11 protein-coding genes are annotated in these 16,416 nt (G+C 60.8%); 10 read left to right on the top strand and 1 reads right to left on the bottom strand.

All coding sequences use genetic code 11. The annotated features are described in order from the left end of the window. The first annotated feature begins 235 nt into the window (after positions 1-235). From CFBP5499_RS17260 to CFBP5499_RS17240, 5 genes are read left to right on the top strand one after another with little or no spacing between them, the layout of a single operon-like run. On the top strand, positions 236-1,258 hold the full coding sequence (locus CFBP5499_RS17260) for a UDP-glucuronic acid decarboxylase family protein (protein ID WP_080829698.1): 1,023 nt from the start codon (positions 236-238) through the stop codon (positions 1,256-1,258). 1 nt (position 1,259) lies between these two features. Continuing rightward, positions 1,260-2,243 (top strand): UDP-glucose 4-epimerase GalE, encoded by a 984-nt coding sequence (gene galE / locus CFBP5499_RS17255; RefSeq protein WP_080829699.1) that lies wholly within the window; start codon positions 1,260-1,262, stop codon positions 2,241-2,243. Then, on the top strand, positions 2,240-4,177 hold the full coding sequence (locus tag CFBP5499_RS17250; protein ID WP_080829700.1) for a glycosyltransferase family 2 protein: 1,938 nt from the start codon (positions 2,240-2,242) through the stop codon (positions 4,175-4,177). Before galE ends, CFBP5499_RS17250 begins: the two co-directional genes overlap by 4 nt. 14 nt (positions 4,178-4,191) lie before the next feature. Beyond that, positions 4,192-4,695, top strand: a complete 504-nt coding sequence (locus tag CFBP5499_RS17245; RefSeq protein ID WP_080830220.1) for a DUF995 domain-containing protein — start codon at positions 4,192-4,194, stop codon at positions 4,693-4,695. A gap of 13 nt (positions 4,696-4,708) precedes the next feature. Beyond that, complete coding sequence (locus CFBP5499_RS17240; protein ID WP_080829701.1) at positions 4,709-5,671, top strand: glycoside hydrolase family 26 protein; 963 nt, start codon at positions 4,709-4,711, stop codon at positions 5,669-5,671. 51 nt (positions 5,672-5,722) lie between these two features. Here CFBP5499_RS17240 and CFBP5499_RS17235 read toward each other — a convergent pair whose 3' ends face one another. After that, positions 5,723-6,907: an AGE family epimerase/isomerase gene (locus CFBP5499_RS17235; protein WP_080829702.1), complete on the bottom strand. Its 1,185-nt coding sequence runs from the start codon at positions 6,905-6,907 to the stop codon at positions 5,723-5,725. 432 nt (positions 6,908-7,339) lie between these two features. Here CFBP5499_RS17235 and bcsN point away from each other — a divergent pair, with 432 nt between their 5' ends. The 5 genes from bcsN (at position 7,340) to CFBP5499_RS17210 (ending at position 16,415) form a co-directional block, all read left to right on the top strand. Then, positions 7,340-8,254: a cellulose biosynthesis protein BcsN gene (gene bcsN / locus CFBP5499_RS17230; protein ID WP_080830221.1), complete on the top strand. Its 915-nt coding sequence runs from the start codon at positions 7,340-7,342 to the stop codon at positions 8,252-8,254. A gap of 94 nt (positions 8,255-8,348) precedes the next feature. After that, on the top strand, positions 8,349-10,538 hold the full coding sequence (gene bcsA / locus CFBP5499_RS17225; RefSeq protein WP_080829703.1) for a UDP-forming cellulose synthase catalytic subunit: 2,190 nt from the start codon (positions 8,349-8,351) through the stop codon (positions 10,536-10,538). Continuing rightward, positions 10,535-13,015 (top strand): cellulose biosynthesis cyclic di-GMP-binding regulatory protein BcsB, encoded by a 2,481-nt coding sequence (locus tag CFBP5499_RS17220; RefSeq protein ID WP_080829704.1) that lies wholly within the window; start codon positions 10,535-10,537, stop codon positions 13,013-13,015. Before bcsA ends, CFBP5499_RS17220 begins: the two co-directional genes overlap by 4 nt. Beyond that, positions 13,012-14,067 carry a glycosyl hydrolase family 8 gene (locus CFBP5499_RS17215; RefSeq protein ID WP_080829705.1) on the top strand — a complete coding sequence of 352 codons (1,056 nt, stop codon included), beginning with the start codon at positions 13,012-13,014 and terminating at the stop codon, positions 14,065-14,067. The genes CFBP5499_RS17220 and CFBP5499_RS17215 overlap by 4 nt, the downstream gene beginning before the upstream one ends. Next, on the top strand, positions 14,058-16,415 hold the full coding sequence (locus tag CFBP5499_RS17210) for a cellulose synthase (protein ID WP_175416808.1): 2,358 nt from the start codon (positions 14,058-14,060) through the stop codon (positions 16,413-16,415). The genes CFBP5499_RS17215 and CFBP5499_RS17210 overlap by 10 nt, the downstream gene beginning before the upstream one ends. Position 16,416 lies beyond the last annotated feature (1 nt).

The raw sequence follows: 16,416 nt of genomic DNA, 5'->3' as shown, positions 1-16,416 counted from the left end.
AATCAAGGGGCTATTTTGAGTAATTTTGGGTAATCAATTGTAATATTTCGACAAAATGAAGTTGACCTGTTTTCCTCTGCGCCTATCATGAAAGTTGAAATTTATCGAATCGAAATATTAAAACCTCCAGAAGAAGTAAAAACCGGAGGATGATATTCAAGATATCGCACAATCGGGAGTTTGATCCAGTTTAGTTGAATCAGCCGCGCTGATTCCTCATGGGGAGGTGTGTGTAATGCGTAATTTCGTTCCCAATGATCATGACAACGGTGTCACCATCTACTCTGAATGGAGGCCCGGGCAACGGGTTCTCGTTAATGGTGGCGCCGGTTTCCTCGGTTCCCATCTCTGTGAGCGTCTGCTCAGTTGCGGTCACGAGGTTATCTGTCTCGACAATCTTTCGACCGGCCGCACCGCGAATGTGGAGCATTTACGGAATAATAAGCGGTTCTTGCTGGTCGAGCACGATGTGCGCAAGCCCTATGACATTGACGTATCGCTGATCTTCAACTTTGCCTCGCCGGCATCGCCGCCCGACTATCAGCGCGATCCCGTCGGCACGCTTCTCACCAATGTGCTCGGCGCGGTCAATGTGCTGGAGGTGGCGCGCAGATGCGGTGCAACCGTCGTGCAGTCCTCGACATCCGAAGTCTATGGCGATCCCCATGTCAATCCGCAGCCGGAAACCTATTTCGGCAATGTAAATACAATCGGGCCGCGAGCTTGTTACGATGAGGGCAAACGCAGCGCCGAAACATTGTTTTTTGATTATCATCGCTGCTACGACGTCGATATCAAGGTGGGGCGCATCTTCAACACCTATGGGCCGCGCATGCGCCCCGATGACGGACGCGTGGTTTCGAACTTCATCGTCCAGGCGCTGAAGGGCGACGACATCACCATTTACGGCGATGGCAGCCAGACCCGTTCCTTCTGCTATGTCGATGACCTGATCGACGGTTTCCTGCGCTTCTCGGCCAAACCGAAAGATTGCAACGGACCGATCAATCTCGGCAATCCCGCAGAAATTCCGGTGCAGCAGCTGGCCGATATCGTCATCCGCATGACGGGTTCGCGGTCGCGCATCATACATCTGCCCGCCGCGATCGACGATCCGCAGCAGCGCCGCCCCGATATTTCGCGGGCAAACGAGCTGCTGAGATGGCAGCCGCGTGTACCGCTCGAAATCGGCCTGGAAAAAACCATCGTCTATTTCGATGCGCTGCTCGCCGGCAGACAAGTGGCGGAGGCCGTATGAGATGCCCCGCACAATCCTCGTCACGGGCGGGGCCGGATTCATAGGCAGCCACATCTGCAAGGCGCTGGCACGATCCGGCTTCAAGCCCATCGCTTACGACAATCTCTCGACCGGTCATGCGGATTCCGTTCGCTGGGGGCCGTTCATCCAGGGTGACATTCTTGATGGCGCGCTGCTGAAAGCGACGCTTCGCGAGTTCTTGCCGGCCTTCGTCATCCATTGCGCGGCCAACGCCTATGTCGGCGAATCCGTCGAGGATCCACGCAAATATTACCGCAACAATGTCGGCGGCAGCCTGTCGCTGCTGGATGCCTGTCTCGACCAGAATATTGGCGGGCTGGTGTTTTCCTCCAGCTGCGCCACCTATGGTGTGCCCCAGCAATTGCCGATCCGTGAGGAAACGGCGCAGATGCCGGTCAATCCTTACGGGCGCACCAAGCTGATCTTCGAAATGGCGCTGGAGGATTATGCCGCCGCCTATGGTCTGCGTTTCGTGGCCCTGCGCTATTTCAATGCAGCCGGCGCCGATCCGGACGGTGAGCTCTACGAACGCCATGAACCGGAGACCCATCTGATCCCCCGGGCGCTGATGGCCGCCGCTGCACGGCTGCCGCAACTCGATGTTTTCGGCGCGGATTACGACACCAGCGACGGCACCTGCATTCGCGACTATATCCATGTGAGTGATCTCGCCGATGCCCATTTGGCCGCCGTCAATTATCTTGCCGATGGTGGCGAGACGCTGCGTGTCAATCTCGGCTCCGGTCACGGCACATCGGTCGGCGATATCATCCGGGCGATCCACCGGGTGACCGGGCAGGAAGTACCGGTGCATTTCGGCGCAAGGCGCGCCGGCGATCCGCCCGCGCTCTTTGCTGACATAAGACGCGCGGAAGAGACGCTGGGCTTCACCCCGAAGCGTTCGGACATCGACACCATCATCCGCACGGCCGGCCCCGGTTTCGGACTGGAGGTGCGGTCATGAAGACGCACTCGACGCCATCAGTGCCATCGGCCCGCGCGATCGCTGCGACCGGCGATCTGCGGATGCAGCCGGTTTTCAGCGGCTGGAACCGCATGGCCTATCGTCTCGGCATTGGTGGCTGGCTGGTGACCCTCGCTTATTTCTGGATCTGGTGGCTCGATCGCGATCGCGTCATCGACTGGCCCTATTATACGGTCGTCACGATAACGCTCGCGTGGATCACGCTTCTGCCGTCCTATTTCATCTTCATCTTCCTGAATGCGAAGATCGTCGATCCGCAGTCGCCGCTGCCGCGGGGCAGGGTGGCTATGGTTGCCACCAAGGCGCCGTCGGAACCCTTTGCCGTGGTGGAAAAGACACTGCTCGCCATGCTGGAGCAGAAAGGACTGGAATTCGATGTCTGGCTGGCCGATGAGGCCCCGGATGCGCACACACTGAAATGGTGCGGGGCGCACGGCGTTTTCGTCTCCACTCGACAGGGCGTTGCCGACTATCATCGCAAGACCTGGCCGCGGCGCACGCGTTGCAAAGAGGGCAATCTCGCCTATTTCTACGATCACTATGGTTACGAGCGTTATGATTTCGTCGCCCAGTTCGATGCCGATCATGTGCCTGAACCGGATTATCTGCGTGAGATCATGCGTCCCTTTGCCGATCCGACAGTGGGATATGTCTCGGCCCCGAGCATCTGCGATGCCAATGCCGACCAGAGCTGGGCCGCGCGTGGTAGGCTTTATGCCGAGGCGAGCCTGCACGGCGCGCTGCAGCTGGGCTACAACAACGGCTGGGCACCGCTTTGCATCGGTTCGCACTATGCCGTGCGCACGAAGGCCCTGCGGGAGGTCGGCGGCCTTGGGCCGGAGCTTGCCGAGGATCATTCCACCACGCTTCTGATGAATGCCGGTGGCTGGCGCGGCGTCCATGCCGTCAACGCCATCGCCCATGGTGACGGGCCGGTGACCTTTACCGATCTCATCGTGCAGGAATTCCAGTGGTCGCGTAGCCTGATGACCATTCTGCTGCAATATTCGCGGCACTACGTTCCGAAGCTGCCCCTGCGGCTGAAGTTCCAGTTCCTGTTTTCGCAGCTCTGGTATCCGTTGTTCTCCGGCTTCATGGCCCTGATGTTCGTGCTTCCGGTCGTTGCACTGGTACGAGGCCATGTGCTGGTTAACGCGTCTTATCCGGCGTTCCTGACGCATTTCCTGCCGGTTTCGCTGATCATGATCGTGTTTGCCTTCTTCTGGCGGGCCACGGGCGCCTTCCGTCCGCATGATGCGAAGCTTTTCAGCTGGGAAGCCATGGTGTTCCTGTTCCTGCGCTGGCCCTGGTCGCTGATGGGTGTGCTGGCGGCGATACGCGACACGGTCCGTGGCGAGTTTGTCGATTTCCGCATTACGCCGAAGGGCACGCAGGCAAAACCGCCGCTGCCGCTGCGGGTTGTAGCGCCTTACATGGTGCTCGCGGCGCTCAGCCTTCTCGCCATGGTTCTGGCGCCGCGGGAAAACGGGGCGGAGGGGTTCTTCATCTTCGCCGCCATCAATGTGGCGATTTATGCGGGTCTGTCGGTGTTTCTGCTCATCCGCCATGCAATGGAAAACGGTTTGCCGAGGCTGCCGGCCCTGCGTGGGGGAGCAAGTGCTGCCGCCTGTTCCCTGCTGCTGGTGGTCGGAAGTGCTGCCGAACTCCGCTCCCATGCGATTGGTGGGCTGGAAGCCCTGTCGCACGGGCAACCCTATGTCAGTTTTACCGAAACGCGGTTCACGGTCGCCGGTGCGGGCGTGGAAGGCGCGAGGTCGGTACGCCTGAAACTGCGCATCGTCCTGCCGATATCGCGTGGACCGCAGGAAATGCAGGCGGAACCCATCGTTGTGCCGCCACCGGCGGTGGCAACGGGAGAAATCATGCTGGCCGACAATAGGGTCGGACAATGAAGGAGGAGGCTGTGATGAAAACAACAATAAGCAAATGCGGATTCTCCGCTTTCGTACTGTGTCTTGCAGTGGTTGCGCCAAGCGCCGTCCATGCTGCAGGCGGCACGAAGACGCCGAAACCGCTCAGAACCAGTGAAGTCGTGGACATGTACTTCGACAAGACCTGGAAGTGGGATACGGGCGGCGGACGCTTCATCGCCGACGGCCGTAGATTCCTCGCCGCAACGGAAGAAAAGGGCAAGAAGTCCGTCGGTGAAGGCCGCTGGACTGTCGATGCCAACGGCACACTGTGCATGCGGGCCACCTGGAAAGCCGAGGCGGGAAGCGGCAAGGCCGATACCTGCTTCGACCACGGCCGCATCGGCAAGGTGCTCTACCAGCGCAAGCAGGGCGGGCAATGGTACGTGTTCCGGCACAATCCGCCACGCCCTGGCGATGAATTCCTCAAGCTCGTCCGCAAGGACGATGTAACGCCGCAGATCGCCGCTTACGACAAGGCGATGACGGCAACAAGGTAAGGAGTAAGGTGTCATGCAGATAACAAGAAGAACACTTCTGTTCGCAAGTGGTGCCGCCGCAGCCTTTACCGCCGGCATGTATCCGGTGCTCAAGCTCGACGCACAGGGTGTCGCCCCCATGACCTCTACGGGCATGAAGACACTTGCCGACAAACGTCCGACGTTGCATGCGGATGGCATTCGTTTCGGCGCCTATGACCCGCATGGTGATTTCACCGGACAGACCGGGGTGGCAACGGAACATCTGTTCCTGCCCTGGGAAGACGTGGATCTCGACAGTCTGGCGCTTGCGGATGCCTATGCCATGGAGCGCAAGCGCAACGTGCTGATCACGGTCGAACCATGGTCCTGGGACGTCAACTGGCGGCTTTCGTCCGACGAGTTGCGGCGCAAGGTGCTGAGCGGCGATTACGACAAGAACATGCAGGCGATCGTCGCCCGCATGTCGGCGATGAAGAGCCCGCTGATCCTGCGCTGGGGACAGGAAATGGAAGACACGTCCGGCCGCTTCTCGTGGTCGGGCTGGAACCCGCGTGATTACATCACCGCCTATAAACGAATGGTGGACATGACCCGCAAGGCGGTTCCCGGCGTCAAGGTGATGTGGTCACCCAAAGGTCTGGATGGCCTGCGGGCCTACTACCCCGGCGACAACTACGCGGATCTCGTCGGTCTCTCGGTCTTCGGCCTCGAGGATTATGACAAGATCGAATATGGCGGGCCGAAGACGTTCACGGACCTGCTGCGCAAGGGCTATGGACTTGTCGAGACCTTCAACAGGCCGGTCTGGGTTGCCGAACTGGGCTATGAAGGCGGCGATTCCTATGTTCGTCCGTGGATGAACGACGTGACGTTGAAACAGGCGGATTTTCCGAAGCTGGAAGAGGTCGTCTATTTCAACGACAAGGATGTGCATTCCTGGCCGCACAATCTCGGCAAACCGGACTGGCGCGTCGTGCGTCCGGCCAAGGCTTGACTGATCTCTGAAACCGGCGAGCGGCCAATGCCGCTCGCTTGGTGGGCGAGTTTATTGCTCCGCTGCCAGCACGGCCTCGGCCTCATAGATGGCGCAGACGATGTGATAGAATGTACTTGCCGGCGCGGGCTCGTCGAGCATCGGCTTGTCGGCTGGCCATTTGTCGAACCACAGGCCCCTGACCGGCGTGTCGAGGAAAGGTTGCAGCGCGCCGATGGCACGCAGGCCCGAGGTGAGGTAGCGCTGCCGCTCCTCGCCATCAGTGACGCTCGCAAGCCGCACGGCCGCTTTCAGCCATTCCGTCTGCGGCCACAGCCGCGCCAGCCCGTCATGCACCGAAAAATCGTCGTAAAGGCTCATGATCGCCACCTTGCGGCGCGGGCAAATGCCGTGCTCTTCGCCGATCTCGAACAGGCGTCTTGCCTTCCCGATCGCTTCGTCGTTTCCGCGCAGGCTGCCCCAGCGCACCAGAAGCCAGGCCCATTCGAACTGGTGGCCCGGCTCCATGATGCGACCCTTCTCGCCCTCATGGGGTGTCCAGTCATGGGCGAAGAACTCGCGTAGCCCGCCATTGTTGTCATCAATGAAGCGGGTGAGTGCAAGGCCGGCAATCTCATCGGCCAGCGCCGACCAGGGGCCTTGCGGGTCCTGCGCTTCCCAGGCCAGCATCGCCTCGAAAAGATGCATGTGCGGATTGGAACAGAGCGGGGTGCGCGGTGGGTTTTCTTCCTCAAAGCCAGCGACGGGATGCCTGTAGTCGCGCTCGAGGACGGCGAGGATATCAAGCGCCCTGCCGCGCATCTCGTCCTTGTGTTCGGGAAGGCTTGCGGCCGCCTGTGCCGCGGCGAAAAGCGCGAAAGCCTGATTATAAAGATCGAAGGAGGGATCGATCAGCCGGCCAGTCTGGTCGGCAAGGTTGCCGTAGAGGCCGTTTTCAAGCCGATAGACCTTCTCGAACCAGGAGAGGCCATGCGAGAGCGCGTCTTTCCACGGCCCCTGCCAGCCATGCTGGCCGGCGGCGGCGAAACAATAGGCTTGACGCGGCTGCACGCGGGCGCGGCGGTCATCGGAAAAAACCGGTTTCGCATCCTGGCTGAGACGCTCGTAAAAACCGCCATCCGGACGCGCCGATCCCGCCTCCCACCACAAGGGCAGGGCGTCTTCGTCAAGCCATTTCCGTAATGTTCCGATCTCTTCGGCAAGCGCCTGCGAAATGCTCGGAAATTGCACTGTCATACGATAACTCTCTGTTTTTACAGTTTAATTAAAAAATTGACCAATAAAAATACGTAATAATAGACGCAAGTAGACCATGGGACATATTGCGCTGCAACCGTAAAATTATCGGCCCGACAGGAAGCCAACCCCTGGCGCCGCCATTGGTTCCCCGCTCGTTGGTGCAGATATGGGCCGCAATAGCGATTCGCGATTCATAAAGTGTCAGAAATTACAATGCAAATTTGAGATTGCTTATTCGTAGTCCTCACGTATTTCGTAACAATGATCTGGTCATTAGTGATTCGGTTTCCTTTTAACCTGGGCGGTGTTGGGGAAATAAAGGGGCGCAAGGCAGTGAGATTTTCTGCCTATACTTCATTGCTGTTCTCCGTTGCGGTTCTTTCGGCCTGCAATACTCCCGCGGGCGTTCGGTCGTTCGGGGGCGCGCAGATGGCATCTCCTTCCGAAGCGCTGATTTTCCCGCCGCCCGGTGGTCCCGAAATCGTCGCCGTGGTCAATCGCACCTATTCCAACGCCGTAGCGCAGCAGGTCATCTTGCGTTCCGAGGCCGCCACGCCGGGGCAGAATTATCTCAAGGCCGAGTTTTTCGGTCCGCAACAGGCGGGCGATACCGATCGTGACGCTCTGACTTTCAAGGGGTTCAGGGCGTCCTCCGTCGCCCGGGAAATCCGCGCCGAGTTTCCGGGTGAAAACATCGCCATGTCGGCAAATTATCTGCAGAATGGTTATGGCGCATTTTCCTATGCTGCCGGTAGCGGCCGCGGTGGTGATACCTGCCTTTTTGGCTGGCAGGACATACGCTCGCCGGAAAGCATGCGGCAGGATTATCGCAATCTCGGACGCATCAAGGTGCGGTTGCGGCTTTGCCAGTCGGGCGCGACTGTCGAGCGGCTGCTGGCGGTCATGTATAATTACACGATCACCGGCACCTACGCTTCGCCAAGCTGGAACCCCTATGGCACGCCGCAGGCGGTGGATCAAAATCTCGGCCGACCCGGCCACCCGGTCTATCCCCTGAAGGCGCAGGATGTACCGATGCTGCCGGGCGGCGAGGTGACGGCCAGTGTGCCGCCCCGGCCGGCGCGTCGCGTGACGGCCGTCGTGCCCGCGCAGCCGGAACCACAGCCGCTGCCGCCCGTTGCTGCTGTCAGTATTCCTTCGCCCACATCGGCGGGTGCGCCATCCCAGCCTGCGCGGCCCTCGGTGGCAGGCGGGCAGGTTGATGGCAGGCAGATCAATAGCCGTCCGGTAGAAAGCGGCCCGCAACTGTCGCAGGTTCCGCAGGTGTCCATTCCCTCGCCAGCTTGCCTGTCCGGTTCGGGAGCGGCAACCGGATGCAGGTGATCGGCGGAGCCAACGGGGAAGGGAGCGCCGAGGCGCATATCACGAAATTTCCGGGCCGAAATTCCGGACGGGGAAGAGAACGGAAAGTTTCTGGATGAACAAGGCCATTACCGTCATTGTCTGGTTGCTTGTGTCGCTTTGCGTTCTGGCCATCATCACGATGCCGGTGAGCCTGCAGACGCATCTGGTCGCGACCGCGATTTCCCTCATCCTTCTGGCGACGATCAAGAGCTTCAACGGGCAGGGGGCCTGGCGGCTGGTGGCGCTCGGTTTCGGCACGGCCATCGTTCTGCGTTATGTCTACTGGCGCACGACGAGCACGTTGCCACCCGTCAACCAGCTCGAGAACTTCATTCCCGGCTTTCTGCTTTATCTGGCGGAAATGTACAGCGTCGTGATGCTGGGCCTCAGCCTTGTCATCGTGTCCATGCCGCTGCCGTCGCGCAAGACGCGACCCGGCTCTCCCGACTATCGGCCGACGGTCGATGTCTTCGTGCCGAGCTATAATGAAGACGCCGAACTTCTCGCCAATACGCTGGCGGCGGCCAAAAACATGGATTATCCGGCCGACCGTTTCACCGTCTGGCTGCTGGATGATGGCGGCTCGGTGCAGAAGCGCAATGCCGCCAACATCGTCGAAGCGCAGGCCGCGCAGCGCCGCCATGAGGAACTGAAGAAGCTCTGCGAAGATCTCGACGTGCGCTATCTGACACGCGAGCGCAACGTCCACGCCAAGGCCGGCAATCTCAATAACGGCCTCGCCCATTCCACCGGCGAACTGGTGACCGTGTTCGACGCCGATCACGCGCCCGCCCGTGACTTCCTTCTGGAAACGGTTGGTTATTTCGAAGAGGACCCCCGGCTCTTCCTGGTGCAGACGCCGCATTTCTTCGTCAATCCGGATCCCATCGAGCGCAACCTGCGCACCTTCGAGACGATGCCGAGCGAAAACGAGATGTTTTACGGCATTATCCAGCGTGGTCTCGACAAGTGGAACGGTGCGTTCTTCTGCGGCTCCGCCGCCGTGCTTCGACGGGAGGCGCTGCTGGAAACGGACGGTTTCAGTGGTGTCAGCATCACCGAGGATTGCGAAACCGCATTGGCGCTGCATTCGCGCAGCTGGAACAGCATCTATGTCGACAAGCCGCTGATCGCCGGGTTGCAGCCGGCCACCTTCGCAAGTTTCATCGGCCAGCGCAGCCGCTGGGCGCAAGGCATGATGCAGATTTTGATTTTCCGTCAGCCGCTGTTCAAGCGTGGTCTCTCGTTTACGCAGCGCCTCTGCTACATGTCGTCGACGCTGTTCTGGCTGTTTCCGTTCCCGAGGACCATCTTCCTGTTCGCGCCGTTGTTCTATCTGTTCTTCGACCTGCAGATTTTCGTGGCGTCGGGCGGCGAGTTCCTGGCCTATACGGCGGCCTATATGCTCGTGAACCTGATGATGCAGAACTATCTCTACGGCAGCTTTCGGTGGCCGTGGATTTCGGAACTGTACGAATATGTGCAGACCGTTCACTTGCTGCCGGCCGTGGTTTCTGTGATCTTCAATCCCGGCAAGCCCACCTTCAAGGTGACGGCGAAGGATGAGTCCATCGCCGAGGCGCGGCTCTCGGAAATCAGCCGGCCGTTCTTCGTCATTTTCGCGCTGCTGTTGGTGGCGATGGCCTTTGCCGTATGGCGCATCTACAGCGAACCCTACAAGGCGGATGTCACGCTGGTGGTTGGCGGTTGGAACCTGCTCAACCTCATCTTTGCGGGCTGCGCGCTGGGTGTCGTCTCCGAGCGCGGCGACAAATCGGCGTCGCGACGCATTACGGTCAAGCGGCGGTGCGAGGTCCAACTGGAGGGCAGCGATAGCTGGGTCCCCGCTTCTATCGATAACGTGTCGGTGCACGGCCTGCTGATTAATATTTTCGACAGTGCCACAAACATCGAAAAAGGCGCGACGGCCATCGTGAAGGTCAAGCCGCATAGCGAGGGCGTGCCGGAAACGATGCCTTTGAACGTGGTGCGAACGGTGAAGGGCGAAGGTTTCGTCTCAATCGGCTGCACCTTCTCGCCGCAGCGAGCTATTGATCACCGCCTGATCGCCGATCTGATCTTCGCCAATTCTGAACAGTGGAGCGAATTCCAGCGCGTGCGCCGCAAGAACCCGGGGCTCATCCGTGGCACGGCGATCTTCCTGGCGATCGCGCTCTTCCAGACGCAGCGCGGCCTTTATTATCTCTTGCGCGCAGGTCGCCCCGCTCCCAAAAGCGCCAAACCTGTCGGAGCCGTGAAATGATCGGCCGCAAACCCATCCGGGATTCTTTGACAGTATTGATATGCGCGGTTGCCACCGGTGCGATGGCGCAGTCCTCGCCTTTCGATATGACGCCCGAAAGGCCGGCGCAGACTTCGCCCGCACCCGTGCCGCCCACTATTCCGCCCGTCGCGCCACCGCGGCAACCACCTGTCCAGATGCCAGCCCCGACGCCGGGCCAGCCCTCGGCTCCGCCGCCCTTTGCGGTTCAGCCGTCGCAGCGCCCGGCCGCTCCGCCATCGCCGCCCGCTTTGGTTCCTCCGCGCCAGGAAGGTGTAAGACCGGTTCCGGCGGCGGCCTCGTCGCCTAATGCGGACAGCCGGCGTCGGTATATCCTGCCCTATGAAAAGCTCAGCCTTTCCGGTGAGATCGATCGCCGGCAATGGAGCATCTATCTGACGCCGGAGCAGGCGAATGCCGCCGTTTCTCTCAATATCGGCTATCAGAATGCGATCGTGGTCGCGCCGGAAAGCTCGAATTTTCAGGTGAGCCTGAACAATGTCGCGCTGGATGCGGCACGGATCGAAGCGCCTGACGGCGAAGGCATTGTCGCCCTGAAGATACCGCCCGGCGTCTTGCAGGTGGGCTCAAACGTCGTGACGCTCGGTGTGCAGCAGCGCCACAGAACCGATTGCACGATCCAGTCCACCTACGATCTGTGGACCGATGTGAACCCTTCGAACACCTATATCGGCTTTGACTCGGATGTCGCCGGCAGCTTTGCCAATATCGACGATATTCAGGCAACCGGGCCCGATGGCAAGGCGATGACCTCGATCGAGATCGTTGCGCCGGCACTCGGCAATCCGGCATTTGCGGATTCTCTCCTGCGTCTTTCGCAGGCGCTGGCGCTCAGAACCCAGATGCCGAACCAGACGATCCGTTTCGTTACCGCCCCTTCCACCGAGCACAAGGCGGGCACGCTGACGGTTTTCGTCGGCACGGTCCGGGAGATTGCCGGCGTGGCTGGAGCGCTGCCGCCCGAGGCGTCGGCGGGGGCCTTTGCTGGTTTTGGCGCTGCCGGTCCCGGCAATTCCTCGCCGCTTTTTGTCAGCGGCCCGACGCCGCAGGCAGTCCAGTCGGCCATCGAGACGCTGTTCTCCTCGATATCGCGCACGCCCGGCGCCCAGAGAACGACGTTTTCGACCCGCAGCTGGCATGCTCCGGATGTGCCGCTTGTCATGTCGGACCGCCGTATCGCGCTTTCCGAACTTGGTCTGCAGAGCACCGAATTCAGCGGCCGGCGTTTCCGCACTGAGTTTTATGTCGGCATGCCCGCCGATTTTTATGCGTCGGCCTATGGCGAGGCGTCGCTGCTGCTCGATGCAGCCTATTCCTCGCAGGTCTTGCCCGGCAGCCATGTCGATATCTACGTCAATGACCAGATCGCCTCGACCGTGCCGATCTCCAACAATGGCGGCGGCATTTTCCGGCATCTGCCGATCAATGTGACGATGCGCCATTTCAAGCCGGGGCCGAACAAGGTGACCCTTGAGGCGGTGCTGATGACGGCGCAGGATCAGGCCTGTGCGCCAGGCGCACCCGCCAGCGCGACCCCGCGTTTTGCCCTGTTCGACACTTCGGAAATTCACATTCCTAATTACGCCCAGATCGGCCGCAAGCCGGATCTCGCTGCGATGGCGGGCGCCGGCCAGCCCTACCGCACCGGCGGGCCGGTTGCATTGTCGCTCGACCGCTTCGATACCGACACCATGTCTGCAGCCGCTACGCTGGTCAGCCGGCTTGCCAGCGTTTCGGGACATCCGATTGATATCGAGACCGTTGCCTCGCCGCTGGTGATCGGTGACCGCGATGCGCTTTTCGTGGGTACGATCTCGCAATTTCCGCAAGCATTGATCAGTCAGTTCAATCTCGTTCCCTCCAGCCAGATATCCTGGAAAATGGGAACCGGCGTGCAGGTTCCCGCCCAAAACAGCGACACTCTGTTCAACGATTGGCGGGAGCGGGTGGATGGCGGCATCTGGCAGGGGCAGGTGTCCTCTTTCGAGGAGTGGATGAAGCGGAATTTCGATCTGAGCTCGGATACGTTGCGCTTCCTGCCGGCGGCGGAACAGCCCTATGCGCCGCCCGGCAATGTCTCCTTCATGCTGACCCAGGGCCTCAGCCCCTCGGGCGATGGGGTATGGACGCTGGCGACGGCACCGACATCGGCGGAACTTCTCGACGGCATGCAGGCAATGACGCGGGAAAACCGCTGGCGCGACGTCACCGGGCGTGTTGCCGCCTACGATGCCGCAGCCGAAAAGATCGAAACGGTGGAAGTGGAGCGGCCCAATCTTTATGCTACCCGGCCATTTTCAGTCTCGAACTGGAGGCTGATCGCAGCCAACTGGCTGTCGTCCAACGTTCTTTCCTATTCCTTGGCATTCATTGGCTTCGTGTCACTGCTCGGCCTCGCGACCTTCGTGATGCTGCGCCTGATGGGGCGGCATAGATGACGAACGGGATTTCGAAAATTGCCGGGATTTTTTGCCTGTCGGTCATGATGCTTTTTGCCGGCCTCTCGGCCAGCCGCGCCGCTTCGATCTCGCCGGATGCATGGGCCGCCTATAAGGGTGCGTTTCTCGATCCCGGCGGCCGTATCATCGATACCGGCAACGGCAATATCAGCCACAGCGAAGGGCAGGGCTATGGCATGTGGCTCGCCGTGCTTGCCGACAACCTGTCCGACTTCGAGCTGATCTGGAGTTTCACACGCACCGAATTGCTGGTGCGCGATGATGGGCTTTCCGCCTGGAAATGGGATCCGCGTACCAGACCGCATGTAACGGACATCAACAATGCCACGGATGGCGACATCCTGATCGCCTATGCGCTGGCGCTGGCGGCAGGGCAATGGAACCGGCAGGATTATGCCGAAGCATCTGCCGCCATCGCATCCGTCATCCTCAAGAAGACCGTAGTGCAGCGGGGCGGGCGTACGCTGCTTCTGCCAGCCGCCAGCGGTTTTGGCGAGGGTGACAGGGCCGATGGGCCGGTGGTCAATCCGTCCTATCTGATTTTCGAAGCCTTTCCGGTTCTCAATCTCGTCGCGCCGTCGCCACTCTGGAAAGCGGTGGCCGATGATGGCGCGGTGCAGATCGGCGCCTTCGCGTTCAGTGACAGAAAACTGCCCGCCGACTGGGTGTCGGTGAAAACGAAACCGCAGCCGGCATCGGGCTTTCCGCCGGAGTTCGGATACAATGCGGTGCGCATACCGCTTTATCTGGCACGGGCGAATATGGGCTCGCCTGAGTTGCTTTCCCGGCTGAAAGACGGAATGACGCTGGAAAGCGGTGCTGCCGGCACCTTCGATCTGAAGAGCGGCGCGGTGAAGGATGTTCTGTCCGATCCCGGTTATCGCATCATACCGGCGCTGGCCGCCTGCATGGCCGGTGGTCCGGCCGTTTCCGCCGAACTTAAAAGTTTCCAGCCAACACTTTATTATCCTTCCACATTGCATCTTCTGGCATTGTCGTTTCTGGCAAGGAATAACGGGGAATGCCGATGAACAAGCCACTGTCGACCTCGGCTCTCATCCTGCTTCTGATTGCGCTTGCCGCCTTCCACTGGCGCGACAGCATTCTCGGGCGTGTGTCGGACGTGCATACATCGGCGGTCGGCGACAACCGGGCGCTACAGCGCATTTCACCGTCGGCCAATCCGGCGCAGATCAGTGCTTTCGTCAAAAACCGTGAGATGGCGCAGGCAACGATGCCTGTCACCACACCGCCAGTCACCGTTCCTGCGAGCGATCCGTTGCCGGTGACGCAGGCTGGCGGGCAGCCGCCGCAAACACAGACGGCGCAGGCCCCGCGCGCACCCCAGCCTGCATCGGCCGATATGCCCGAGGTCGATCTCAGCGCGCTGCGCTATTTTGCAGCCCGTGGGGATACGCAGCGCCTTCAGGCCGAAATCGCGCGTCTTCGCACGCTTTATCCCAACTGGACGCCACCGGCCGATCCTCTCGCCATTCCCGAAAACGGCGACCCCAAGCTCGACGCCATGTGGCAGCTTTATACCGACGGCCGTTATGCCGAGGTGCGGAAGGCGATTGCCGACCGCCAGCAGGCCGAGCCCGACTGGCAGCCACCCGACAATCTCATGGGCATGCTCTCACTTGCCGAAGCCCGCCAGCGGCTCGTCAATGCGTCCGATCTCAGGCAATATTCAGCGGTGGTGGATACGGCAGCAAACAATCCCGGCCTGCTGACCTGCGGCGAGGTCGATGTCCTGTGGCGGGTTGCCGATGCCTTTGCCAATACCGAGCGGATGGCACGGGCGCGCGACGCTTATCTCTACATCCTCAACAATTGCACGGCCGCCAGCGACAGGCTCGCAACGGTGCAGAAGGCATCGGCGCTTTTGCCGGCCGAGATGATGGCCGAGTTGCTCGCCAAGGAAAAACCGGGTGCGGACGGTCAGCTGGAATTCGAGCCGGTCAAGAACGATCTCGCCCGCCAGTTCGTGGCCAAGGCGGGGGAAAAACAAAAAGAGGGCGAAAAAGAGAGCGTAACCGTAACCGTTCCCTCCGCCTATCTGATGCGGCTTGAAAGGCTTGCCGAGACCGACAAGCTCGCAAGCGACGCCCTGCTGCTCGGTTGGTACAATATCCGCCAGAAGAACATGGCGGAGGCAGAAAAGTGGTTCCGTAGGGCGCGTGAGGAAGAAAACAGCGCGTCGGCCTCACAGGGTTTGGCGCTGGCGCTGATCGATCGTAACGAGCCGCGTGAGGCCGAAGACGTGATGTATAAATGGCGCACGGCCTCCGATGATGCGCTTGCGACCTATCTTGCGGCGACAGCCAACCTTCTGGCGCTGGAGCCGCCGGTCGTTCTGCCACCGGATGTGCTGCAGCGCATTGCCGGCGAAACGGTGGCGCGCAAGGATGCGGCTACCGCGCAGCAGTTCGGCTGGTATTCGCTTGCTTTCCGGCAGACGCCGCTTGCTTTGCAATGGTTCAGCACGGCCCTTGGCTGGAAACCCGACGATGAGCCTTCAGCCTATGGCATGGCCGTCAGCTATCACGATCTGCGCAATCTTGCCGGTCTGCGTGGCGTCCAGCAGCAATGGGCGAGCCGCTCTCAACGTATCGCCGATGTGGGGACGGCGCGGATGGTGGACCAGTCCGGGCAGGTAGTTGCCCCCGTTAGCACACCGCCTGTTGCCCAGCAGGTTACGGCACCCTTGCCGACCTATGCGCCTCAGGTCGGGACGGCGGTGGTCTATGACCAGCCTGTCGTCCAGCAGCAGCTTGAGCCATCGCGCAAGCAGGCGCGCCGGCCGACGCAGACGCAGGCGCAAAGGGAAACCAGCGCCGCGTCCCGCCCACGGTCCTGCGCCGCCTATCCCGATCCGCAGCGTCTGTCGCCGCAGCAGGCGCTCGACCTCGGCTGGTGTTTGATGGAAACGAACCGCCCGGCAGAGGCGCTGAAAGCCTTCGAATCCGCGATTGAAGGCGGCCAATCGACGGTGAAAAGCGATGCGGCCTATGGCCAGAGCCTTGCCTACCTGCGCATGGGGCTGACGGACCATGCAGCCGTCTCGGCGACGAAATCGCGCATGGATCGCCCGCGGGCGACCGAATTGCAGGTCTCGATCCTTGCCGACAGGGCAGTTTCCGCTTTCCAGACCAAACGTTATGCAGAAACGCTTCTGCTGCTCGACCAGCGGGCGCGGTTGGCAGACGAGCGCGCGGACCTGATGGTGCTGCGTGGCTATTCCTACCTTGCCATGCGCCGGTATGGCGATGCGGCGCAGATTTTCGAAAGCCTGACAGCCATCGGAAATCAGGATGGCATCAAGGGGCTGGCGGCCGTGCGCGCGGCCCGGCCGAGCAACGGCCCGCAGGGCGGCTGAC

The sequence above is a fragment of the Agrobacterium tumefaciens genome, assembly GCF_005221325.1.
Lineage (GTDB): Bacteria > Pseudomonadota > Alphaproteobacteria > Rhizobiales > Rhizobiaceae > Agrobacterium.
Note: the sequence above shows the minus strand (reverse complement) of the source record. Positions and strands in the feature narration are given on the sequence as shown.